This window comes from Nocardia sp. NPDC003183 (assembly GCF_053590715.1).
On record NZ_JBSFTG010000003.1, the window covers coordinates 717,596 to 739,948 of the forward strand.

At 68.4% G+C, this 22,353-nt stretch carries 22 protein-coding genes; 8 read left to right on the plus strand and 14 right to left on the minus strand.

Features of this window, described 5'->3' with window-relative positions:
• Positions 1-46: 46 nt before the first annotated feature.
• The 8 genes from pyrF to ACWDXS_RS15265 form a co-directional block, all read right to left on the minus strand.
• Positions 47-868, minus strand: coding sequence for an orotidine-5'-phosphate decarboxylase (gene pyrF, locus ACWDXS_RS15230; RefSeq protein WP_378989062.1), 822 nt, complete (start codon positions 866-868; stop codon positions 47-49).
• Position 869: 1 nt separating this feature from the next.
• Entirely contained in the window at positions 870-4,232 is a 3,363-nt protein-coding gene (gene carB, locus ACWDXS_RS15235; protein ID WP_449965973.1) for a carbamoyl-phosphate synthase large subunit, read from the minus strand.
• On the minus strand, positions 4,232-5,347 hold the full coding sequence (gene carA / locus ACWDXS_RS15240; RefSeq protein ID WP_378989060.1) for a glutamine-hydrolyzing carbamoyl-phosphate synthase small subunit: 1,116 nt from the start codon (positions 5,345-5,347) through the stop codon (positions 4,232-4,234). The genes carB and carA overlap by 1 nt, the downstream gene beginning before the upstream one ends.
• Entirely contained in the window at positions 5,344-5,847 is a 504-nt protein-coding gene (locus ACWDXS_RS15245) for a PH-like domain-containing protein (protein ID WP_358062764.1), read from the minus strand. The genes carA and ACWDXS_RS15245 overlap by 4 nt, the downstream gene beginning before the upstream one ends.
• Before the next feature lie 12 nt (positions 5,848-5,859).
• Positions 5,860-7,158 carry a dihydroorotase gene (locus ACWDXS_RS15250; protein ID WP_379314659.1) on the minus strand — a complete coding sequence of 433 codons (1,299 nt, stop codon included), beginning with the start codon at positions 7,156-7,158 and terminating at the stop codon, positions 5,860-5,862.
• Positions 7,155-8,108 (minus strand): aspartate carbamoyltransferase catalytic subunit, encoded by a 954-nt coding sequence (locus ACWDXS_RS15255; protein ID WP_266290507.1) that lies wholly within the window; start codon positions 8,106-8,108, stop codon positions 7,155-7,157. Before ACWDXS_RS15255 ends, ACWDXS_RS15250 begins: the two co-directional genes overlap by 4 nt.
• Entirely contained in the window at positions 8,105-8,737 is a 633-nt protein-coding gene (gene pyrR / locus ACWDXS_RS15260; RefSeq protein ID WP_449965980.1) for a bifunctional pyr operon transcriptional regulator/uracil phosphoribosyltransferase PyrR, read from the minus strand. The genes ACWDXS_RS15255 and pyrR overlap by 4 nt, the downstream gene beginning before the upstream one ends.
• Positions 8,738-9,045: 308 nt before the next feature.
• Positions 9,046-9,894: an SAM-dependent methyltransferase gene (locus ACWDXS_RS15265; RefSeq protein WP_449965982.1), complete on the minus strand. Its 849-nt coding sequence runs from the start codon at positions 9,892-9,894 to the stop codon at positions 9,046-9,048.
• 99 nt (positions 9,895-9,993) lie between these two features.
• Between ACWDXS_RS15265 and ACWDXS_RS15270 the strand changes: the two genes are divergently transcribed.
• The 3 genes from ACWDXS_RS15270 to ACWDXS_RS15280 all read left to right on the plus strand — a co-directional run bounded on the left by ACWDXS_RS15270 (position 9,994) and on the right by ACWDXS_RS15280 (position 11,687).
• Positions 9,994-10,551 (plus strand): TetR/AcrR family transcriptional regulator, encoded by a 558-nt coding sequence (locus tag ACWDXS_RS15270; protein WP_387442882.1) that lies wholly within the window; start codon positions 9,994-9,996, stop codon positions 10,549-10,551.
• Between the two features lie 64 nt (positions 10,552-10,615).
• Entirely contained in the window at positions 10,616-11,239 is a 624-nt protein-coding gene (locus ACWDXS_RS15275; RefSeq protein WP_449965986.1) for a GNAT family N-acetyltransferase, read from the plus strand.
• Between the two features lie 157 nt (positions 11,240-11,396).
• Positions 11,397-11,687, plus strand: coding sequence for a hypothetical protein (locus ACWDXS_RS15280; RefSeq protein WP_378989054.1), 291 nt, complete (start codon positions 11,397-11,399; stop codon positions 11,685-11,687).
• Positions 11,688-11,768: 81 nt separating this feature from the next.
• Here the strand turns inward: ACWDXS_RS15280 and ACWDXS_RS15285 are convergent, their stop codons facing one another.
• From ACWDXS_RS15285 to ACWDXS_RS15305, 5 genes are all read right to left on the minus strand, one after another.
• Positions 11,769-12,704: a helix-turn-helix domain-containing protein gene (locus ACWDXS_RS15285; RefSeq protein WP_449965990.1), complete on the minus strand. Its 936-nt coding sequence runs from the start codon at positions 12,702-12,704 to the stop codon at positions 11,769-11,771.
• Between the two features lie 127 nt (positions 12,705-12,831).
• Positions 12,832-13,743 (minus strand): EamA family transporter, encoded by a 912-nt coding sequence (locus ACWDXS_RS15290; RefSeq protein WP_378989052.1) that lies wholly within the window; start codon positions 13,741-13,743, stop codon positions 12,832-12,834.
• Positions 13,744-13,893: 150 nt separating this feature from the next.
• Complete coding sequence (locus tag ACWDXS_RS15295) at positions 13,894-15,426, minus strand: FAD-dependent monooxygenase (protein WP_449965994.1); 1,533 nt, start codon at positions 15,424-15,426, stop codon at positions 13,894-13,896.
• A gap of 135 nt (positions 15,427-15,561) precedes the next feature.
• Complete coding sequence (locus ACWDXS_RS15300; protein WP_449965997.1) at positions 15,562-16,899, minus strand: DoxX family protein; 1,338 nt, start codon at positions 16,897-16,899, stop codon at positions 15,562-15,564.
• Positions 16,896-17,489 (minus strand): M15 family metallopeptidase, encoded by a 594-nt coding sequence (locus ACWDXS_RS15305; protein ID WP_378989049.1) that lies wholly within the window; start codon positions 17,487-17,489, stop codon positions 16,896-16,898. Before ACWDXS_RS15305 ends, ACWDXS_RS15300 begins: the two co-directional genes overlap by 4 nt.
• Positions 17,490-17,579: 90 nt before the next feature.
• Between ACWDXS_RS15305 and ACWDXS_RS15310 the strand changes: the two genes are divergently transcribed.
• Both ACWDXS_RS15310 and ACWDXS_RS15315 read left to right on the plus strand, forming a co-directional pair.
• On the plus strand, positions 17,580-18,254 hold the full coding sequence (locus ACWDXS_RS15310; RefSeq protein WP_387442866.1) for a response regulator transcription factor: 675 nt from the start codon (positions 17,580-17,582) through the stop codon (positions 18,252-18,254).
• Between the two features lie 10 nt (positions 18,255-18,264).
• Positions 18,265-19,350: a sensor histidine kinase gene (locus ACWDXS_RS15315; protein WP_449966002.1), complete on the plus strand. Its 1,086-nt coding sequence runs from the start codon at positions 18,265-18,267 to the stop codon at positions 19,348-19,350.
• Positions 19,351-19,368: 18 nt separating this feature from the next.
• Here the strand turns inward: ACWDXS_RS15315 and ACWDXS_RS15320 are convergent, their stop codons facing one another.
• Positions 19,369-19,944, minus strand: a complete 576-nt coding sequence (locus tag ACWDXS_RS15320) for a TetR/AcrR family transcriptional regulator (RefSeq protein WP_449966005.1) — start codon at positions 19,942-19,944, stop codon at positions 19,369-19,371.
• A 99-nt stretch (positions 19,945-20,043) separates the two neighbouring features.
• Here ACWDXS_RS15320 and ACWDXS_RS15325 point away from each other — a divergent pair, with 99 nt between their 5' ends.
• The 3 genes from ACWDXS_RS15325 (at position 20,044) to ACWDXS_RS15335 (ending at position 22,345) form a co-directional block, all read left to right on the plus strand.
• Positions 20,044-21,009, plus strand: coding sequence for a quinone oxidoreductase family protein (locus ACWDXS_RS15325; protein ID WP_449966008.1), 966 nt, complete (start codon positions 20,044-20,046; stop codon positions 21,007-21,009).
• Between the two features lie 94 nt (positions 21,010-21,103).
• The gene (locus ACWDXS_RS15330; protein ID WP_449966011.1) at positions 21,104-21,775 is read left to right on the plus strand and encodes an HD domain-containing protein; all 672 of its coding nucleotides are present in this window, start codon (positions 21,104-21,106) and stop codon (positions 21,773-21,775) included.
• A gap of 132 nt (positions 21,776-21,907) precedes the next feature.
• Complete coding sequence (locus ACWDXS_RS15335) at positions 21,908-22,345, plus strand: VOC family protein (RefSeq protein ID WP_449966014.1); 438 nt, start codon at positions 21,908-21,910, stop codon at positions 22,343-22,345.
• Positions 22,346-22,353 lie beyond the last annotated feature (8 nt).

Consider the following 22,353-nt stretch of genomic DNA (forward strand, 5'->3'; position numbering starts at 1 on the left):
CGAGGCCGGGGCAGCGTGTCGCTACCCCGGCCCGCCATCGCGTTCATCAGCGCTGCAGGAAGGCGAACTCCTCTTGCAGCTGTGCCGTCTTGTCGCACAGCGCCGTCACCGACGGGCCCGCGTTGAGCACCTCGCGCGACACCGCGGGGACGGCGGCGGCGAAGTTCGCCTCGGTGACCAGGGCGCGGATGGAGTCCGCTCCCCCGCCCTGCGCGCCGACACCGGGCATCAGGATCGGGCCGTTGAGAGCCGACAGGTCGGGCGCCTCGGTGAGCGTCGCACCCACGACCACGCCGACGGAGCCGAAACCGGACCCGGCATTGCGAGCCGCGGCCTCGTCGACCATCGTCTGCGCGATGGTGCGCCCGTCCGCGGCGGTGATCCGCTGCAGTTGCGCCCCTTCGGGATTCGAGGTCGCCGAGAGCACGAAGACCCCACGGTGATTGTCCTTCGCCAGGCTCAGCGCCGGATCGAGGGAGCCGAACCCGAGGTAGGGCGAGACCGTCACGGCGTCCGAACCCAGCGGGCCGTCGCCCAGCCAGGCATGGGCGTAGGCGTCCATGGTGGAGCCGATGTCGCCGCGCTTGGCATCGGCCAGCACCAAGGTGCCCGAGGCGCGCAGCACCGAGATGGTGCGCTCGAGCACCGCGATGCCGCCGGAACCGTAGGTTTCGAAGAACGCGACCTGTGGCTTCACCAGGGCGACGCGCCCGTCGAATGCCTCGACACAGATCTCGGCGAACGCCTCGAGCCCGTCGACGTCTTCGGTGAGCCCCCACGCCCGCAGCAGCGCGGGGTGGGGGTCGATGCCGACGCACACGGGTCCGAACTGCCGCATGGCGTGCTGCAACCGGTGACCGAAGCTCATGTCAGCCACGCAGTTTCGAGTGCAGTTCCTGCAGCGAGCGCACCCCGATGCCACCGTTGATACCGGCCTCGATGCCCTGCACCGCCGCGGCAGCGCCCTGCACGGTGGTGATGCACGGAATGTTCGCGCCCACCGCGGCGGTGCGGATCTCGTAGCCGTCCACGCGAGGGCCCGAGTTGCCGTAGGGGGTGTTGAACACGATGTCGATCTCGCCGTCGCGGATCTGCTCCACGATCGAGGCCTCCGGCATGCCGGTGGCCGGATCGGTGGATTCCGGATCGGAGTGCTTGCGTGCCTGTTCGCACGGAATGCCGTTGCGGCGCAGGGTTTCCGCGGTGCCCTCGGTGGCGAGGATGCGGAAGCCCAGGTCGTGCAGGCGCTTGATCGGGAACACCATGGCGCGCTTGTCGCGGTTGGCGATCGAGACGAACACGGTGCCCTCGGTCGGCAGCGAGCCGTAGGCGGCGGCCTGGCTCTTGGCGAAGGCGGTGCCGAAGTCGGCGTCGATGCCCATGACCTCACCGGTGGACTTCATCTCCGGCGAGAGCAGCGAGTCGATGCCGGAGCCGTCGGCGCGACGGAACCGGTGGAAGGGCAGCACGGCTTCCTTCACCGCGACCGGCGCGTCCAGGGGCACGTGGCCGCCGTCGCCCTCGGGCGGCAGCATGCCTTCCTTGCGCAGGTCGGCGATGGTGGCGCCGAGCATCACGCGCGCGCACGCCTTGGCCAGCGGAACCGCGGTGGCCTTGGAGACGAACGGAACCGTGCGGCTCGCCCGGGGATTGGCTTCCAGGACGTAGAGCACGTCGTCCTTGAGGGCGTACTGCACATTGAGCAGGCCCTTGACGCCGATGCCCTTGGCCAGCGCGATGGTGGAGCGGCGCACGGCCTCGATGTCGCTGCGGCCCAACGTGATCGGGGGCAGCGCGCAGGCGGAGTCACCGGAGTGGATACCGGCTTCCTCGATGTGTTCCATCACGCCGCCGAGGTAGACCTCGTCGCCGTCGCACAGCGCGTCGACGTCGATCTCGATGGCGTCTTCGAGGAAGCGGTCGACCAGCACCGGGTGATCCGGGTTGAGCTCGGTGGCGCGGGAGATGTAGCCCTCGAGGGACTGCTCGTCGTAGACGATCTCCATGCCGCGCCCGCCCAGCACGTAGGACGGGCGGACCAGCACCGGGTAGCCGATCTCGCCTGCGATCTTCTTGGCCTGGGCCACCGTGGTGGCGGTGCCGTACTTGGGCGCGGGCAGTCCGGCGGCGACGAGCACGTCACCGAATTCGCCACGGTCCTCGGCCAGGTCGATCGCGGCCGCGGAGGTACCGACCACCGGCACACCGGCGTCGGTGAGCCGCTGCGCCAGACCCAGCGGAGTCTGGCCGCCGAGCTGCACGATCACACCGGCGACGGTGCCCGACTCGGCTTCGGCGTTGTACACCTCGAGGACGTCCTCGAAGGTGAGCGGCTCGAAGTAGAGGCGATCGGCGGTGTCGTAGTCGGTGGAGACGGTCTCGGGGTTGCAGTTGACCATCACGGTCTCGTACCCGGCGGCCGACAAGGTCTGTGCCGCGTGCACACACGAGTAGTCGAACTCGATGCCCTGACCGATGCGGTTCGGGCCCGAGCCCAGGATGATGACCTTCTCGCGCTCACGCTGCGGCGCGACCTCGGACTCCGCACCGGGATCCAGCTCGTAGGTGCTGTAGTGGTACGGGGTCTTGGCCTCGAACTCCGCGGCGCAGGTGTCGACGGTCTTGTAGACCGGGCGCACCGCGAGCCGGTGACGCAGCGAGCGCACACCCGACTCACCGGCCAGCTCGGGCCGCAGGGCGGCGAGCTGACGGTCGGACAGGCCGTAGTGCTTGGCGCGGCGCAGCAGATCCTCGTCGAGGACGGGCGCATCGAGGACTTCGGTCCGCAGCTCGACCAGGCCGAGCACCTCGGCGACGAACCACGGGTCCACACCGGAGGCCAGCGCGACCTCCGCGACGCTCGCGCCGTAGCGCAGTGCGCGTTCGACCTGGTAGATGCGACCTTCGGTCGGCACACGCAGGTCGGCGAGGATGGCCTCGATCGCCTCGCGCACCGAGGCCGGATCGCTGGGATCGGCCGGGGCCCACTGGCCGTCGTCGGTGGTCCAGAAGCTGGCGGCCTTGGTCTCGAGCGACCGCAGCACCTTGCCGAGGGCCTCGGAGAAGTTGCGGCCCATCGACATCGCCTCGCCCACCGACTTCATGGTGGTGGTCAGCGTGGCGTCGGCGCCGGGGAACTTCTCGAACGCGAACCGCGGCGCCTTCACGACGACGTAGTCCAGGGTCGGCTCGAAAGAGGCCGGGGTCTCGCCGGTGATGTCGTTGACGATCTCGTCGAGCGTGTAGCCGATGGCCAGCTTCGCGGCGATCTTGGCGATCGGGAAGCCGGTGGCCTTCGACGCCAGCGCCGAGGAACGCGAGACGCGGGGGTTCATCTCGATGACGATCAGACGACCGTCGGCCGGATCCACCGCGAACTGGATGTTGCAGCCGCCGGTGTCGACGCCGACCTCGCGCAGAATCGCGATGCCGAGATCGCGCATCTTCTGGTACTCGCGGTCGGTGAGGGTCATCGCGGGAGCGACGGTGACCGAGTCACCGGTGTGCACGCCCATCGGGTCGACGTTCTCGATCGAGCAGACGATGACCACGTTGTCGTTGCGGTCACGCATGAGCTCGAGTTCGAACTCCTTCCAGCCGAGGATGGACTCCTCGATCAGGACGTTCGCGGTCGGCGAGGCGGACAGGCCGCCACCGGCGATGCGGTCGAGGTCTTCCTCGTTGTAGGCCATGCCCGAGCCGAGCCCACCCATGGTGAACGAGGGACGCACGACCACGGGGTAACCGAGGTCGGCGACGGTCTCGCGGACTTCGTCCATGGTGTAACAGACGGCGCTGCGGGCACTCTCGCCGCCGACCTTGGCGACGATGTCCTTGAACTTCTGCCGGTCCTCACCGCGCTGGATGGCGTCGAAGTCGGCGCCGATCAGCTCGACGTTGTACTTCTGCAGCACACCGTTCTCGTGCAGCGCGACCGCGGTGTTGAGCGCGGTCTGCCCACCGAGGGTGGCCAGGATGGCGTCGGGGCGTTCCTTCTCGATGACCTTCTCGACGAACTCCGGGGTGATCGGCTCGACGTAGGTGGCGTCGGCGAATTCCGGGTCGGTCATGATGGTCGCCGGGTTGGAGTTCACCAGCGACACGCGCAGCCCTTCGGACCGCAGCACCCGGCACGCCTGGGTACCGGAGTAGTCGAATTCGCACGCCTGGCCGATCACGATCGGGCCAGAGCCGATCACCAGGATGTGCTTCAGATCCTCGCGGCGAGGCATCAGGCTCCTTCCATGAGACCGGCGAAACGGTCGAACAGGTATGCGGCGTCGTGCGGGCCTGCGGCGGCCTCGGGGTGGTACTGCACCGAGAAGGCGCGGCCGTCGATCAGCCGGACCCCTTCGACGGTGCCGTCGTTGGCGCAGATGTGGGAGACCTCGGCCTTGCCGAACGGGGTGTCGAACACCTCGCCGCGCTCGCCCTCGAGGGCGAAGCCGTGGTTCTGGGCGGTGATGGACACGCGGCCGGTGCCCTCTTCGATCACCGGGATGTTGATGCCGCGGTGGCCGAACTTCATCTTGTAGGTGCTGCGGCCCAGTGCCCGGCCCAGGATCTGGTTGCCGAAGCAGATGCCGAACAGCGGGATCCCGCGTTCCAGGACACCCTGGGTGAGCGCGATCGCGCCGACCTGGGTGGCCGGGTCGCCGGGGCCGTTCGACAGGAAGACACCGTTGGGGTTCAGCGCGAGAATGTCGTCGAGGGAGGTGTTCGACGGCACCACGTGGGTGCGCACGCCGCGCTCGGCGAACATGCGCGGGGTGTTGGTCTTGATGCCGAGGTCGACCGCGACGACGGTGAACTTGTGGTCACCGATCGGTTCGATCGTGTACATCGCGTCGGTGCTGACCTCTTCGGCGAGATCGGCGCCCAGCATCGAGGCCTGGCCGTTCACCCGGGCGAGAAGTTCCTCGTCGTTGGCCAGTGCCGCGCCGGAGAAGATGCCCGCCTTCATCGAACCGCGGCTGCGCAGGTGGCGGACCACCGCGCGGGTGTCGATGCCCGCGATGCCGACCACGTCCTGGCGGTCGAGCTCGTCGGTCAGCGTGCCGGTGGCGCGCCAGTTGGAGGAGACCCGCGAGGGGTCGCGCACGGCGTAGCCGGCGACCCAGATCTTGGCGGACTCGTCGTCCTCGTCGTTCCAGCCGGTGTTGCCGATCTGCGGGGCCGTGGCCACCACGATCTGGCGGGCGTAGCTGGGATCGGTCAGGGTTTCCTGGTACCCGGTCATCGCCGTGCAGAACACGGCCTCACCGAGTGTCTGTCCCTCGGCGCCGAAGGCGGTACCGCGGAATACGCGGCCGTCCTCGAGCACCAAGGCTGCCTTCACTGTGCTCATTCATCGTCTCCCGTCGTCACCCTGGTATCCGCAGTCCATGCCGGGTACACCGTCTTGTCGTCGCCCCGGAATCCGGTATCGATCTCGGTTCCGGTCGGCAGTGTCCAGCGAATTACCAGCACACCATTCTCCGTCATCACTTTGCCCGCGTGTCCGCGCTCGGTACGCACGGCTGTCACCGATTCCTGCGGAATCCAGATCACCGTGGCGCCGTCGCGTTCGAGCAGAATCCCGCGTTCGAACCGCGTCAGTTCGGCGGTCGCCCGGAATCCCAGGTCACCGACCGCGATCCGGTCCTGCCAGCTGGGCGCGATGGTGCTGCCCAGGTACATGCCGGTGGTCGGTTCCAGTAGTTGTGCGCCCAGTTCGGCCGGCACCGTCGGCAGTTCGCCGATGCGTGCCTGCTGTCGCGTGGCCTTCTTCTGCCAAGCCCGGTACATCAGCCACAGGCACACAATGAAAAATGCCAGCAGCCCGACTACCCACAGCGTTCTTTCCACGTCCTGGCCTCCCTAGATCCCGACCGCCTTGCCCTCGCGGGCAGTTACCCGGCCGCGCAGCACAGTGGCTGTGACCTCGGCCGGGAACGTCATGTCCTCGAACGGTGTGTTGTTCGAGATACTCGCCAGCTCGGCGCCGCGCACCGTCCACTCGGCGTCGGGGTCGATCAGCGTGAGGTTGGCGGGCTCGCCGACCGCGATCGGGCGGCCGTGGTCGTCGAGGCCGACGATCGCGGCGGGCTTCTCGCTCATCACCTTCGCGACGCCGCGCCAGTCGAGCAGGCCGGGCTCGACCATCGTCTGCACGATGATCGACAGCGCCGTCTCCAGCCCGAGCATGCCGGGGCGGGCGGCCGCGAATTCGCAGCACTTGTCCTGCTCGGCGTGCGGGGCGTGGTCGGTGGCGACGCAGTCGATGATGCCGTCGGCCAGTGCCTGGCGCAGGGCCGCCACGTCGGTGGATTCGCGCAGCGGCGGGTTCACCTTGTTGACCGCGTCGTAGGTTTCCAGGCGCGAGTCGTCGAGCAGCAGATGGTGCGGGGTGACCTCGGCGGTGATCGAGATGCCCTGGGACTTGGCCCATTTCACCAGTTCGACGGTGCCCGCAGTGGAGGCGTGGCAGATGTGCACGCGGGCGTTCGCGTCGCGGGCCAGCAGTGCGTCACGCGCGACGATCGACTCCTCGGCGGCGCGCGGCCAGCCGTGCAGTCCGAGGCGCGCGGCGTTGGGGCCTTCGTGCGCGATGGCGTTCTTGGTCAGGCGCGGTTCCTCGGCGTGCTGGGCGATGAGCACGCCCAGCGAGTTCGCGTATTCGAGGGCGCGACGCATGATCAGCGGGTCGTCGACGCAGTGACCGTCGTCGGAGAACATCCTGACCTGGCCGATACCGGCGGCCATGGTGCCCATCTCGGCGAGCTGCTTGCCCTGCAGGCCGACCGTCACGGCACCGACCGGGAATACGTCGACGAGGCCGACTTCCTGGCCGCGGCGCCACACGTGGTCGGTGATGACGACCGAGTCGGCGACCGGGCTGGTGTTGGCCATCGCGAACACCGCGGTGTAGCCGCCCAGTGCGGCGGCGGCGGAACCGGTTTCGATGGTCTCGGTGTCTTCGCGGCCAGGTTCACGCAGGTGCGTGTGCAGGTCGACGAAGCCGGGCAGCAGGATCTGGCCGTTGCCCTCGATCACCTCGGCGCCGTCGGACGCCGTGAGGCCCGTGCCGATGTCGGCGATGAGGGTGCCGCGCACCAGGACATCGACGGGGTCGCCTTCGCCGTAGGGCTTGACGTTCTTGATCAGCAGCTCACTCATACCGTTTCCTCCTGACCCACGAGCAGCCGGAACAACACGGCCATCCGCATGTGCACTCCGTTCGAGACCTGCTGCAGCACAGCAGATTTCGGCGAATCCGCGACCGCCGAGGCGATTTCCATGCCGCGCAGCATCGGGCCGGGATGCAGTACCACCGCGTCGTCGCCGAGCAGCGCGAGCCTGCGCTCGGACAGTCCGTAATTGATCGAATATTCGCGGGCCGACGGGAAGAACCCGCCGTTCATCCGCTCCGCCTGCACCCGCAGCATCATCACCGCGTCGGCGCCGGGCAGTTCCGCGTCCAGCGAGGACGAGACCCGGCAGGGCCAGGCCTCCACGCCGACCGGCAGCAGCGTGCGCGGCGCCACCAGGACCACTTCGGCACCGAGGGTGTTGAGCAGGGAGACGTTCGAGCGGGCGACCCGGCTGTGCAGGATGTCGCCGACCAGCACGATCCGCTTGCCCTCGATGTCGCCGAGGCGCTGGCGCAGGGTGAGTGCGTCGAGCAGGGCCTGAGTGGGGTGCTGGTGGGTGCCGTCGCCCGCGTTGATGATCGACGGGGCGGCGCGGTTCTCCTCGCGCGCCCACTGCTCCATCCAGCGCGCGATCTGGTGCGCGGCACCCGACGCCGGGTGCCGCACGATCAGCGCGTCGGCGCCCGCCGCGTGCAGGGTGAGGGCGGTGTCGCGCAGCGATTCACCTTTGGAGACAGAGGAACTCGACGCACTCACATTGATCACGTCGGCGCTCATCCACTTGCCCGCGACCTCGAAGGACACGCGGGTGCGGGTGGAGTTCTCGTAGAACACCGTCATCACGGTGCGTCCGCGCAGGGTCGGCAGCTTCTTCACCTCGCGGCCCAGCAGCGCCTGTTCGAAGCGCTCAGCTTCGTCGAGGAGTTCGGTGGCGGCGCCGCGATCCAGGTCGGCGACCGTCAGCAAATGCTTCACTCTTGACCTTCCTGATGCAGATACACACCGTCACGACCGTCGTGCTCGACCATCAGCACCGAGATGTCCTCGGCGCGCGAGGTCGGCACGTTCTTGCCCACGTAGTCGGCGCGGATCGGCAGTTCGCGGTGGCCGCGGTCGATGAGCACGGCCAGTTGCACGGCGCGGGGGCGGCCGAGGTCGCGCAGGCCGTCCAGGGCGGAGCGGACCGTGCGGCCGGAGAACAGCACGTCGTCGACGAGGACGACCAGGGAGTTCTCGATGCCGCCGTCGGGCACCGAGGTGCGTTCGAGCGGGCGGTGCGGGCGACTGCGCAGGTCGTCGCGGTACAGCGTGATGTCGAGGGAGCCGAGGGCGGGGCGCACACCGGAGAATTCCTCGATCTTGTCCGCCAGCCGATTGGCCAGGGTGGTGCCGCGCGTCGGGATTCCCATGAGAACCACCCGCGGTGCGTCGGCGTCGCCGGAATCCAAGGCGGTCTTCTCGATGATCTGATGCGCGATGCGCGCTACGGTCCTGGTGACGTCCGATGGCGACAACAGCTCGCGTCCGGCCGCCACCCACTCCGGGGTGTGCCGCTGCGATGTTTCGCCCGCGCCGGTTTTGGCCTCCCGTTCGGGCACAGCCATGCCGACCTCCTTCCCCGCCTCACCGGACGGTCCGTTAAAGGATGCCTAACTCGCCCTTCAGCCTATCAGCGCCGCGAGGTGCCTTTGACCAGGTAGGCCCACCTGTGAGCGCGACCACGGAGCACAAGAGGGTGACCGCTGCCGTGTCGGTGCTCACAGGCACGCCGAAAGTGCAGCGAGCGCGCATGTTTCACCCCCACACAGACCTGGGGCGACCGCCCCGAGACGAGCGGTCGGTGATCGCGTTCACGTCGCCGGAACGACTTCGACAACCGCCGCCGCCTCGACGCGACATGGTTTGCCTTCCGTCACACCCGCTCGGCGAGCACGACGCCGACCTCCGGGTCGTTCACCGCCACGTCTCTACCGAGGGGAACGATCATGTCGTCCCAAGCGCGGAACCGGGTGTGCCAGCCGTGCTCGAGCAGCCACTGCTCCCCCGGGCGCCCGGCGTCCGGCGGTGGCATACCGACGTCGTCACCGGCGACGAGTCGACGCAATTCGGCATAGGGCGCAGCCTCGGGGTCGACCGCGAACCGGCTGAGACCGAAGTGACTGCCGGGCGCGGACAGTGTCGTCAGCGTCGCCACCGTGCGGAGATGATCCTCGGGTGGGAGGTACGGGAGCGCGCCCTCGTCGATCCAGTGGGTCGGCAGCTCGGGCCGAAATCCCCGCTCGCGCAGCGGAACAGCCCAGTCGGTGCGCAGGTCGATCGGTAGGACGTGTCGTAGCGTGGTCGGCGTGGCGTGCAGTGCGCGCAGTACCGGCTCCTTGAAAGCGAACAACTCGGGCAGGTCCAGTTCGTAGACGGTGACGTCGGCGGGCAGACCCATCCGGAACGCGCGGGTGTCCAGACCGGCGCCGAGCAGAACGATCTGCCTGCATCCGGCGGCGACGGCCTCGGCCACCCGGTCGTCGACCAGGCGGACCCCGACGGATCTTCCCGCGAAGAACTGTTCGGCCACGGCCTCGACTCGCTCCCATTTCGCGGCGCCTGCCCCGGTGCGGGTGAAGTCACGCCGCGCCGCGTCGACGAACGCCGTAGCGAGCGGGTCGGCGTAGAGCCGATCCGGCCTGCGCGACTCCTGCTCGCGGATCAGCGCGACGCCGATCGCTGTCAGCGCCACCCCTGCGGTAGGTGCGTTCACGTGTGTCATCTGCCCCTCCTTCAAACTAACTTGCCGACCGGCTAGTGATCTCGGTCATGATTCGACGGTAGGCTCCCCCTAGCCGGTCGTCAAGCAAAGGAAAGCCCCGTGGACGGACGTCGTAGCGACACCAGGGAACGCATTCGCGCGGTGGCGATGGAACTGTTCTCCGAGCGCGGGTACGAGAAGACCTCGCTGCGCGAGATCGCCGAGCGACTCGGGGTCACCAAAGCCGCGCTGTACTACCACTTCCGGACCAAGGAAGACATCGTCGTCAGCCTCTCCGACGATCTGCGCCGTGGCATCGACGACATCGTCACCTGGGCCGAACAGGCACCGCCGGGTTCCGAACGGGCCGAGCAGATCCTGCGCCGCTACAGCGCGCTGCTGCACAGCCTCGGCCGTGACATGGTGCGGTTCTGGCACGAGAACCAGCCCGCGTTCCGCGACCTCGGTTTCGGCGCGGGCCTGCGCTACCAGTTCCGCGTGCTCGCCGACCTCATGACCGCGCCCGACGGTGCTGCGCTGGACATCTACCACGCACGGCAAGCGCTGCTCGCCATCAGCTGGAGCCTGTCGATGATGGGCGATCTCGATCTGACCGACGACCAGATGCACACCGCGGCAACGGATATCGCGATCGATATCCTCGCCAGGATCCACTGACCGCACGTCGTCGAGCGCCGGAAAACGCGTTGCCCGCGAGCCCCTGCGTCCACGATCATCGATCATGACCATCAGCACCAGCGCTCAGCCCGGATCGACTCCCCCGCAGCGGATCGATCTGGGCGATCTGCTGCTGCGCCGGTGGCGCCCCAGTGACCTGACCCGCCAGTTCACCGCGCTGAGCACCTCGCACGCACACCTGCGCCCGTGGATGTCGTGGGCCGGGGAGCCGCCGACGCTCGCCGGGCAACGCCGTTCCCTGCAGATCTCGTCCGCACACTGGCCGACACCCGACGGCGGCTACCTCTACGGGATCTTCACCGCGAGCGGCGAGGTGGCGGGTGGCATCGGACTCCACGACAGGATCGACCCGGCCGCACTGGAGATCGGTTACTGGTGCCATACCGCCCACACCGGACGGGGAATCATCACGCGCGCCGCCCATGCTCTGACCACCGCCGCGCTCGCCCTCCCCCACATCGGTCGCGTCGAAATCCATTGCGACGCGGCCAATGTCCGCAGTGCGGCTGTTCCCCGACGGCTCGGATACGAGCTGGTCAGCACTGCCCCGCGCCCGCGCACAGCGCCCGCCGACTCCGGCATCGGCATGGTCTGGTCGACCATCGAGGGTCCTCGGGCGGGCCGAGGAGATCGCTTGTCGCTCGACGACCCCCGGACTAGACTGTGACGCGCACCACATCGCGACGGCGGGTGCACACCGCCGTCCAGCGCGATCGTGATCCGATCGGAGCGCCGGATCGCGGTGTTCGATCGTGGCCCCCCGCTCGTCGGACCGGGCCCGAAGTCACTCCAACCCCGCTCGACCGCGCAAGGAGATGACCGTCATGGCGGTTGCCGTCGAACTCGAATTCACCGGCGCGACACTCGAACAGTACGACCAGGCCCTCGGGAAGATGGGCTTCGTGCACGGCGGCTCCGGCGGCCCCGGCCTCCTGTTCCATCTGGTCAGGAAGACCGACACCGGATTCCACGTCACCGACGTGTGGGAAACCCCCGAGCAATTCCAGAGCTTCGCCGAATCCACCCTGGGCCCCATCGGCATGGAAGTCGGCATGCCCAACCAGCCCACCATCGAAGTCCACGAAATCTACAACTACCTGGCTCAGGGAAACTGACACGCCACACGGGGCGAGTAGTCGCCGAACCACGCCGCTCGAGCCGGTGCCTGTGCCTCGTTCCAGGTCAGGACCTGCGGCTCAGGCCATGTGGGCGCGCAGGGCTTGGGCGAACCAGGTGAAGATCGGGGCCAGGTCGGGTTGGTCGGGCCAGGCGTTCACGGTGCCGAGTAGCCGCCAGTAGCGTTGTACGCGTGGGTCGTCGGCTACATCGAGTCGTTCGAGAATCCACCGGCGGAGTGCGGTGTCGTCAGGGCGGTCGAAGGTGGTGGCGTAGCGGGCGGTGAGGGCATCGAGGATGGGGGTCGCGGCCGGGGGTTGTGGGGGCATGCCCGCGGCGATGGCGCCACCGACGAGTGTGCGGACGGCTTCGGTGAGGTCGTGGTGCAGGCCGGTGGTGTCACCTGCGGCGCGTTCGCGGGCCTGGTAGTCGGCCATCCGGCGGACAGCGTCACGGAAGTCGTTGTCCTGCACCAGTTCCGCCAGTTCCATCCAGGCTGCCAGCTGATCGGGGGTCGGGTCGTCGGGGAGGTCGGGCACGCTTGCCCGGACCAGCTCCACCATGGCGGGGTTGGCGGCGTAGCGGCCGAAGGTGTCGTCGACGAAATCCTCGATGAGGCGGTGCCTTTCGGCAGCGGACAGGGCGGCGAGTCGGTGCATGAGGTCCATCTCTCGTTGGCTGGAGTCCCGGACGGCCACCGCTCGCAACACGGCCCGGCGCACCCGCAGGGTCCGGATCTCGACGTCGAGCGCGTCCGCGTGAGTGGCGGCGACCTCTGCCATCGAGGACTCGCGATCGAGCACAGCGCGCACGGTGCTCAGATCCATGCCGAGTGCGCGCAGGGTGCGCACGAATTCCAGTCGCGCGATCGCGGCGGTGTCGTAGAGGCGGTGGCCGGCCGGGCTGAGTACGGTCGGCGCCACGATGTCGCGGTCGGCGTAGAAGCGGATGGTCTTGACCGTGAGCGCGGTACGCGCGGCCACTTCACCGATCGTGCGGAGCGTGTCGTCGTCCATGGATCTCAGCGTGCCGTCTCCCCTCGGGGGAGAGGCAAATCCTCGCTGCGCGGAATCAGCGGCGCCGCTCGGCCTCTCACAGCGCCATCGCCGGAGCGGGCGTCTCGCGCATGATCCGGACGGACGGTCACAGCGGTGCGGGCGGTTCCGGCGTGGTCTGGCGGGCGGGCAGGGCGCTGATCGTCAATGCCAGCATGACCAGTGCGATGCCCGCGAGTTCGAGCAGGGTGGGGCGTTGCGCGAGGGCGATCGCGCCCACGACGGTCGCGGTCGCCGGGAGCAACGCGAGCAGCAAGGCGAATCGGGCGCGTCCCACCGCGGTCAGCACCACCTGGTCCAGCGCGTAGGGCACCGCACTCGACAGCACGCCGACACCGAGACCGAGCAGCCAGGTCCGCGGGTCGGCGAATACCGCGGCATCGATCATCAGCTGCGGAATCAGCACGAACGGCGCCAGTAGCACCGCCGCGGCCGCCATCCCGACAGCGAGAGAATCCTGGCCTTCACCGGTGTCGGCGACGCGCTTGCCGACCAGGATGTACGCCGCCCACAGGACCGCCGAGGCGAGAGCGAACCCCACCCCGACCGGCTCGACGTCGAACTGCACGCCGGCCAGCAACACCACACCGACCGCCACCAGCGCCACGGCGAGCAGGTCGCGCGCCCGCCGCGACCCGAGTGTCGCGACGGCGACCGGACCGAGGAATTCGATGGCGACGGCGGTGCCGAGCGGGATACGCGCGATGGCCTCGTAGAACACGATGTTCATCGACACGGTGACGATGCCGAAGCCCGCCGCCGTCGCGATGCCCCGCCGTGTCCAGCGGGTCCGCCACGGCCGCCGCCAGGCCAGCAACGCGACCCCCGCCGCCGCGGCCCGCAACCAGGCGACAGTGGACGGCTCGGTGGTGTCGAACAGGAAGACGCCGAGTGCCGCACCCACATATTGCGAGGTCGCCGCGATGATGAACACCATCGGCACCGACCAGCCGGGTAGCGCGCGCGTCGCCGCCCGGTCGGTTGTCGAGATCGCATTCATCCCAGGAGTAATCCACACACGGGCACGGATTTCAACGCGAACCGGCCCGGGATCGAATGATCGAGGACCGGTTCGCACTACCGGTGACAGTGCGTCCCGTGGCTGCCGGAACGTCGACGCCGGCAGCTGCGGAGTTTCGCGTTCGCGCGGTTACCGGACGCCGAACCACCTGCTCAGCGCCGCGCGCAGATCAGCTGCGGCGGTGTCCGACGACTCGTCGATCGTTGCCACCCAGGCGATGTGACCGTCGGGGCGGATCAGGAGTGCGTCGGCGACACGATCGCCGGTCTTGGCCGCGTGGATGTCGACGCGCGGTGCCCACTCCCCGGCGATCTCACGCAGATCGGCACGGTCGGCCAGGTCGAGGAAGACCGGTCGCGCGCCGCGCATGATCTCGGCGACTGTGGTGGTGCCCTGGTCGGTGTGCAGGCTCAGATCAGGAGCGAAAGTTCCGGTGAGCGAATGGGTTCCGGGCGAGGGGTAGCGCAGATCGGTGCCCGCGACGAGGGCTCCCATACGGCGCAACGCGGGTTCGTCGGAGAGCAGTTCCTGGAATACCGCGCGCAGCGCCTCGGCGGCAGGGTCCTGACCCTGGCGAAGTGCCGCCTGGGCGCGGGTCTGCAGCAGCGCGCGACCACCGGCGAAGTGACGTTCGTCGTGGTAGGTGTCGAGCAGGTCGGCCGGTGCCCAACCGTGGATGTCCGCGGCCAGCTTCCAGGCCAGGTTCACCGAATCGGTCATGCCGAGATTCATCGCGGCGCCGGTCGCGGGCAGCAGGTGGGCCGCGTCACCGGCCAGGAAAACCCGGCCCACACGGTAGTTTTCGGCCTGTCGGTCCTGGAACTGGTAGCGCGACAAGCGAGTCGGCGCACCGAGCGCAACCTCCGCGCCCAGCACACGCCGGACGCTGTGGCCGAGTTCGGCCATGGTCAGTGGTTCGTCGTTGTCGTATTCGGCGTCGTCGTTCTCGGTGGTCTGGAAGAACATCACGCGGTCCTCGGAGCTGACCCGTCCCAGCGCGAACACCCCGGTGTCGGTGCGGGTGAATCCCGGATCGATCCGTCCGACACCGGGCACCTCGAGGCCGCCGTCGTCGAGCACGGTCACCGATTCGTGCACCGCGACCACGGCCAGCCGGTTGACCTCCGGATAGGTGCTGCCGGGGAACCCGATTCCGGCCAGTTCGCGAATCCGGCTGCGGCCGCCGTCGCAGCCGACCAGGTAGCGGGCCCGCACCCGGTACGGTCCGTCCGGCCCGTTCACTTCCGCGATCACCGCCTCGTCGTCCTGGGTCACCGCGACCACTTCGTGTCCGCGCCGGATCTCGGCGCCGAGGTCGACGGCGTCCTCGGCGAGCAGTTCCTCGACCCGCGCCTGCGGAATCGCCATGGCGTGCAACGGAGTTTCGTCGAGACCGGTGAAGTCCAGGTGCACCCCGCCGAAGGGGAAGATCGGCTTCGGACTCGCGTCACCGCTGACCGCCGTCATCCGGTCGAGCAGGCCCCGATAGCGCAGCACATCCAGAATTCGCCCGCCGAGACCGCTGGCCTTCTGCGCGGTGCCCGGCCGTTCACGACGTTCGAGCACCAACGGCCGCACCCCGGCCCGGCCCAGTTCCCCGGCGAGCATCAATCCGGCAGGCCCAGCGCCGACAACGATCACGTCGGTGGTCATCTCTTGCATCTCGTCACTCCCGAATACGGCTGGTCCCTGCATTGCCCAGCGATTCTGCAGCACCACCGGGGCCTTGCCGCAAGCCCCGGGGTGAGCTATAAGTTAGAAGGGGCAACGAGTCAGCGGGTCACCGTCAGGTGGTTGTCAGCGGAAGTACACATAGTCCTGGACCCAGTGGAATCCGCGGCTGCGCAAGGTGAAGGTGTCGGGGTCCTTGCGTTCCAGGGTGATCGTGATCGGGCGGTCGTGCAGTGTTCCGCGCAGCAGCAGTCGGTCCGGGGTGGGTTTTTCGGAGGACAGTGTCGCGAACGGTGGTCCGGGGTCGACCGCTCCGATGGCGTTCATCGAGGTGAGCTCCACTTGTCCATCGGGGCGGAAGTGGGCGTGCGCGGGTACCAGTTCGCCGTTCATCCGCTGGTAGGCGGCCTCCTGCGGGTCATCGAAAACCAGTCGCTGCCACCGTGTTTCGTCGGTGGTCAGCGGCGGGATCGGCTGCCCGTCGATGGTGAAATCCCGCACCTCCCAGATTCCGTACAGCGCGGACTTGGGGCTCGCGGCACCGGATTGTTCGTGCCAGACCACCCAGCGGTCATAGCCGCTCCCCAACGCGACCCACAGGCCCAGCGCCGCCACCACCCAGATCGCCACGCGGTTCTTCCTGGCGTCGGTGAACAGCGCGGGCTGGGTCAGCGGCGCGCACGCGCGTTCGCGCGCGAAGACATCGGTCAGCCGGCGCAGGTACGGCGCGAGCAGGAACACGCTGATCAGCAGCAGGTGCGCGGCGAGCAGTTTCTCCGGTATGTCGAACGTCATGTTCAGCAGCAGAATTTGCGCTGTACTCGCCAGCGTCAACGCGGCGCCGAGCACTGCGGTCCTGGACACGAACAGCAGCAGCCCCGCCACCACTTCCACCCCACCGAGAGCCATCTCGTACGGATACGAGCTGCCGACCTGCAACCACAACACCGAGGCGGGGCTCATCTCGCCGTACGGCCGCAACAGCTGCGCCAGTCCGGGGGCCGGCATCTGGGTGGGGATCAGTTTGGCGAACCCGAACCCGATCATCTGCCCGCCCAGAGCCAGCCGCAGGAACAGCGAGAACCAGGCGAGCGCGCGGGCGGGTACGGGACGACGGTCGACGGCTGTCCACACCGCGGCGCCGGTCGCCGCGACGACCAGCAGACAGAACACCAGTACCCAGACGGCGGTCTGGTCGCCCGCTCCGGAATCCTGGTGTAACTGAGCGTCGACCCCGAAGACCGCTCGACCCACCGGCCCCGTGACGGGATCGGTGATGGGCATGTTCCACGGCCCCGGGTATTCGCGAATCCACCGGCCGAGGATGCCGAGCAGCGCGAACGGGATATAGGTGAGAAGCAGGCAGAGCAGGCCGAAGTAGATGATGGAGAATCGGAGGACGATCTGGGTCAGCACAGGCCGACCGGCCCGTGCGGCGACGGGAGCAGACGCTGTCGTGGTCACTGCTGCATCCTCGGGTCGTGGGTCGGGTCGGCGTACAGGGGCGGGCAGCCGAGTTCCCCCGCGTCGGAGCGAAGTTCGTAATGCCAGGGTTCGTTCGCGTAGATCTGGCACAACCCATAGGCGGCGCCGTGCGCGGCCAACCATGCCGCGCCGTCGGTCGGCCCGATATCAACCGCCTCGCCGGCGACGTGAGCGGAGGTGTAGGGGGTTGCCACCCACCGAGCGGCTTCGGTTTCCGAGCCGTATTTCGAGACTGCCTCGCGCAGCAGTTGTTCCTGGTATTCCGGCGACCGCCAGCCACTGTTGACGACGAGCTCGACTCCGTCGTCCGCGGCGTCGGCGGCGGCGGCGCGCAGGGCGGCGAGCAGATCGGAGTCGAGGTTGCCGACGGACGGATTCCCGTCATCGAAGAGCGTCGCGCCGGGCGGACCGGCGTGGCCGCCGACAAAGGCGTCGATGGATCGTGCGACCGAGGACATGGTCGGCAGCGACTGGTAAACGAGGACACCGACAGACGCCGCGCTGACGATGACAACGGCGCCGAGGGCGATCGATCGGAGACGGCGAATCGCCGGTTCACGGTAGTTCATGCCCCTCAGTCAAGGCAGCATGGTGTTGCCGACGCGTATGCGGTTTCGGATACGCCGACGATATCCCCGGGCTGGGAGAATCGAGCGTCTATGCGTGTACTGATCGTCGAGGACGAACCCTATCTGGCGGAGGCCATCCGCGATGGCCTGCGCCTGGACGCGATCGCCGGCGACATCGCGGGTGACGGCGACACCGCACTGGAACTGCTGAGCGTCAACACCTACGACATCGCGGTCCTGGACCGCGACATCCCGGGTCCCTCCGGCGACGAGATCGCCGAATACATCGTCGCCTCCGGTAGCGGTCTGCCGATCCTGATGCTCACCGCCGCCGATCGGCTCGACGACAAGGCGAGTGGTTTCGGGCTCGGTGCCGACGACTATCTCACCAAGCCGTTCGAACTCCGCGAACTGGTCCTCCGGCTCAGAGCGCTCGATCGCAGGCGCGCGCACAACCGGCCACCGGTGCGCGAGATCGCCGGGTTGCGGCTGGACGCGTTCCGCCGGGAGGTCTACCGCGACGGCCGCTACATCGCTCTGACCCGCAAGCAGTTCGCGGTGCTCGAAGTGCTCATCGCCGCCGAAGGCGGGGTCGTGAGCGCCGAGGAACTCCTGGAGCGGGCGTGGGACGAGAACGCGGACCCGTTCACCAACGCGGTGCGTATCACCGTCTCGGCGCTACGCAAACGGCTCGGCGAGCCCTGGGTCATCACCACCGTGGCCGGTGTCGGGTATCGCATCAGCGACGGGCGAGCGCGTGGGTAGGGCACCCGGATTGAGTGTTCGCCTCAAACTCACCCTCAGCTACGCAGGCTTCATCATGGTCGTGGGTTCTCTGCTCATCGCCGCTGTGGGTGTCTACTACCTGTGGTACCTGCCCGAGGGGTGGATCTACACCAGCGGCGGCGATTTCTGGATCGATCGCGGCATGCTGCTACGGTCCTTCGCGCCGTTCGTGACCATTGTGATGGCTTTCCTGCTGGCGATCGGTCTGGTGGGCGGATGGTTCCTCGCCGGTTGGATGCTCACCCCGCTGACCCGTATCACCGCCGCTACCCGGACCGCCGCGAACGGCTCACTCGCCCACCGAATCCGGCTGCCGGGCCGCAGCGACGAGTTCCGCGAACTCGCCGACGCCTTCGACATCATGCTCGCTCGGCTGGAAGCACACGTCACCGAACAGCGTCGATTCGCCGCCAACGCCTCCCACGAACTGCGCACGCCGCTGGCGATCACCCAGACCCTGCTCGACGTGGCCCGCGACGACCGCACCCACGACACCGGCGAACTGGTCGACCGCCTGCACGCCGTCAACACCCGAGCGATCGCTCTCACCGAGGCATTGCTCCTGCTCAGCCGCGCCGATCAAGGGTCGTTCACCCGAGAACACGTCGACCTCTCCCTGCTCGCGGAAGAAGCCGCCGAAACGCTGCTCGCCCTCGCCGAAGAACACGGCGTGAGCCTGGAGACCTCCGGCGAGGTGACGCCCACCATCGGTTCGCACGCCCTGCTGTTGCAGCTGACGACGAACCTCGTGCACAACGCGATCGTGCACAACCTGCCCGCACGCGGCATCGTGTGGGTCACGACCGGACTGTGCCCCGAGACCGTGGTGCTCACCGTCGAGAACACCGGCCCGGTCCTCGACCCCCTGGTGGTTTCCACACTGGTCGAGCCGTTTCAGCGCGGCACCGAACGCGTTCGCACCGACCACGCGGGCATCGGCCTCGGCCTGGCGATCGTCGACAGCATCACCGCGGCACACGGTGGAACCCTCGCACTCGATCCCCGTCCGGCCGGTGGACTCCGCGTCACCGTGCGGCTTCCGCGTCGGCCACATCCGCCGACAGCACGGCGGTAACGGCTCCGCCCCGGGCGTTCAGGGAGCGCGCAGCACCGAACGCACCACTTCCGCTACCGCCGATCGCAATCGGTCGACCTCGTCCGCCCTGGCCAGTTGCTGTGCGAGTTCCCCGCCGACTGTCGACAACAACAGCGCGCTCACGGTGTCGGCGTCGATATCGGGACGGACTTCGTGCAGGAGCGTGCTGATGTGCTGCGCCCAGAACGTGTGGAATTCGGCGCTGCGCGGATGTGGCGGCATCGCCTGATAGGCCGCGATCAGCTCCACGTCGTCGGTGACCATGCGCGTCATCGCATCGAAGAAGGCGAGTAGCCGGTCGGTCGCCGGCGCGCCCGGACCCAGCGGCGGTGGGCCGCTCGACACCGCCGCCATCAACGCGACGGCGCCCTCGGCGACGAGCTCGTAGAGCAGGCCCGCGCGGCTGCCGAACCGGTGGAAGATGGTCCCCTTTCCGACACCTGCCGCCGCGGCCACCCGATCCATCGTCACCCCGGCCGCGCCGTGTTCGGCCAGCAGCGCGGCGGTGGCATCGAGGATCGCTCGACGGTTGCGCGCGGCATCGGCGCGTTCGGTGGGACGTCGGTCGGTCATCGCACCCGCTTTCTCGGCACCCGCCGATCCGTTGACAAGTTGACCGACGGTCCATATCGTTCGAGATATCTGGACCGGCAGTCAACTTATGGAGTTCTGATGCAGGCAATCGTAATGACCCAGACCGGCGCACCCGACGTTCTGGTAGCGCGCGAGATCGGCGAACCTCGCCCCGGCGAGGGACAGGTCGTCCTCCGGGCCGAAGTGGTGCCGGTGCTCTACCCCGAGACCAAGGTTCGGGCCGGCGCGTTTCCGTTTCCCGCGCCGCTGCCCGAGGTCTTCGGGTTCCAGGCGGCGGGCACGGTGATCGATATCGGCGCGGGCGTCGATCGGGCATTGCTGGGCGCCCGGGTGGTCGCGTCGACCCGCGGCTTCGGCGCCTACGCCGAACTTGTTGTCGCCGAGACCGATTCGGTGACCACGATCCCGGCCGACCTGACCATCGAGCACGCCGCCGCGATACTGATGCCGGGATCGGTGGCACTGGCGCTGATGCGGACCGCGGGTGTCGCGGCGGGCGAGACCGTCCTGGTCGAAGCGGCGGCTACCGGTGTCGGCAGCTGCCTCACCCAGCTGTGCGCCGCCGCGGGCGTGCGCGTCATCGGCACCGCGGGCGGGGAACAGAAGGCTCGGCTCGCGCGCGAGCGCGGCGCGCACGAGGTGCTCGATCACACCGCGCCCGACTGGGCGGATCAGCTGGCCGATCTCCTCACGGACGGCACGGTCGATGTCGTGTTCGATTCCATCGGGGGCGCATCACTGACGCCGCTGCTCGACCTGATCACGCCCCTGCGTGGCCGAATCCTCAGCTACGGCTGGCTCGACGGCGCTCCCGCACAGCTGGGCGTCACCGAACTGATCCTGCGCGGGCTCACGCTCACCGGCTGCGCGGGCACCGCCTGGCTCGGCGAAGTCGCCCGGCAGCGATCGGCGGCACTCACGGCAACAGCACAGGGCCTGCTGACACCCGCGATCGACTCGATCCTCCCCCTCGCCGACGCCGCGCGGGCACACCGAATGCTGGAGGACAGGACCGCTTTCGGCACGGTGCTCCTGCGGCCATGAACCTTCAGCCTCCTTGAAACTCGAGGTATGCTTCAACCAGCCTGAAGGTTGGTGGACGTCACGCAACCCGGGCACACCGATAGGAGCAAACCTCATGTCACAGGCCACATTCGGCGTCGACTCGCTGGCACTACCGTCCACCCCACTCGCGATCGAGACCCACCGGCTGATCAAGGAGGCCCTCGAAACATCGGTATGCCATCACAGCGTTCGCGGGTTCTTGTTCGGACGGGCCCACGCCGCCGAGCAGGGCCTGCGGCCCGGCGCGGACTACGACGAGGAGCTCATGTACCTCATCTGCGCGCTGCACGACATCGGCCTGTCCGAACGTGCCGTCGGCACACAGCGATTCGAGATCGACGGCGCGGATTTCGCGGCCGAGTTCCTCGAAGCGCAGGGCATCGACGACGAACGCGTCGACATCATCTGGGACGCCATCGCCGCACACACGACAGGCCTCAGCGACTCACCCGTGTACCGCCGTCGCCGACCCGACGCCATCTGGATCGCGGTCACCGGCATCGGTCTCGACGTCGGCGGCGGCCCCGACGATCTGCCCCCGGGATTCGCGGACCTGGTCCACGCCTCCTATCCACGTCTCGGCGGCACGCGAGTTCTCACCGACATCATCGAACGTCAAGCCGTCGCCGATCCGCGCAAGGCACCGCCGGGCTCGCTGCCGGGCGAGATCCTCCGGCTGCGGCATCCGGAATTGGTGCCGTACACGTGGGACACGGTTCTCGACACGAGCGGCTGGCAGGACTGAGATGTCGAGAGCGCCCGGGCGGCTCCGTCCCAGGGTTACGAGAGCCGAACGGGCCTCGAGACGACGAGCGTCAGCGCGTCCGAAATCGATCGACCCGGCCAGAATGAGCCGGACGAACCCGAGGAGAACATCATGACGGTCCATCGGATGGATCATGTCGGCATCGTGGTCGACGATCTCGCGGCTGCTGTCGCGTTCTTCGTCGAACTAGGCCTGGAGCTGGAGGGCGAAGCCACAGTCGGGGGCCAATGGGCAGACGACCTGCTCGGATTGACGGGCGTCCGAGCCGACATGGCCGTCGTTCGGACACCCGACGGCCACAGCCGGGTCGAGCTCTCGACGTTCCGCTCGCCGACGACCACCCTTGCCGCGCCGAACGCGCCGGTGAACATCCCCGGCATCCCGCGCCTGACATTCGTCGTCGACGATGTCGAGAACGTCCTCGACCGCCTGCGCGCCCACGGCGCCGAACTCGTGGGCACGCTCGCCCGATACGAAAACATCTGCCGCTACGCCTACGTGCGCGGCCCCGACGGCGTCCTCCTCGGGCTGGTCGAGGAACTCCGCTGAGCGACACT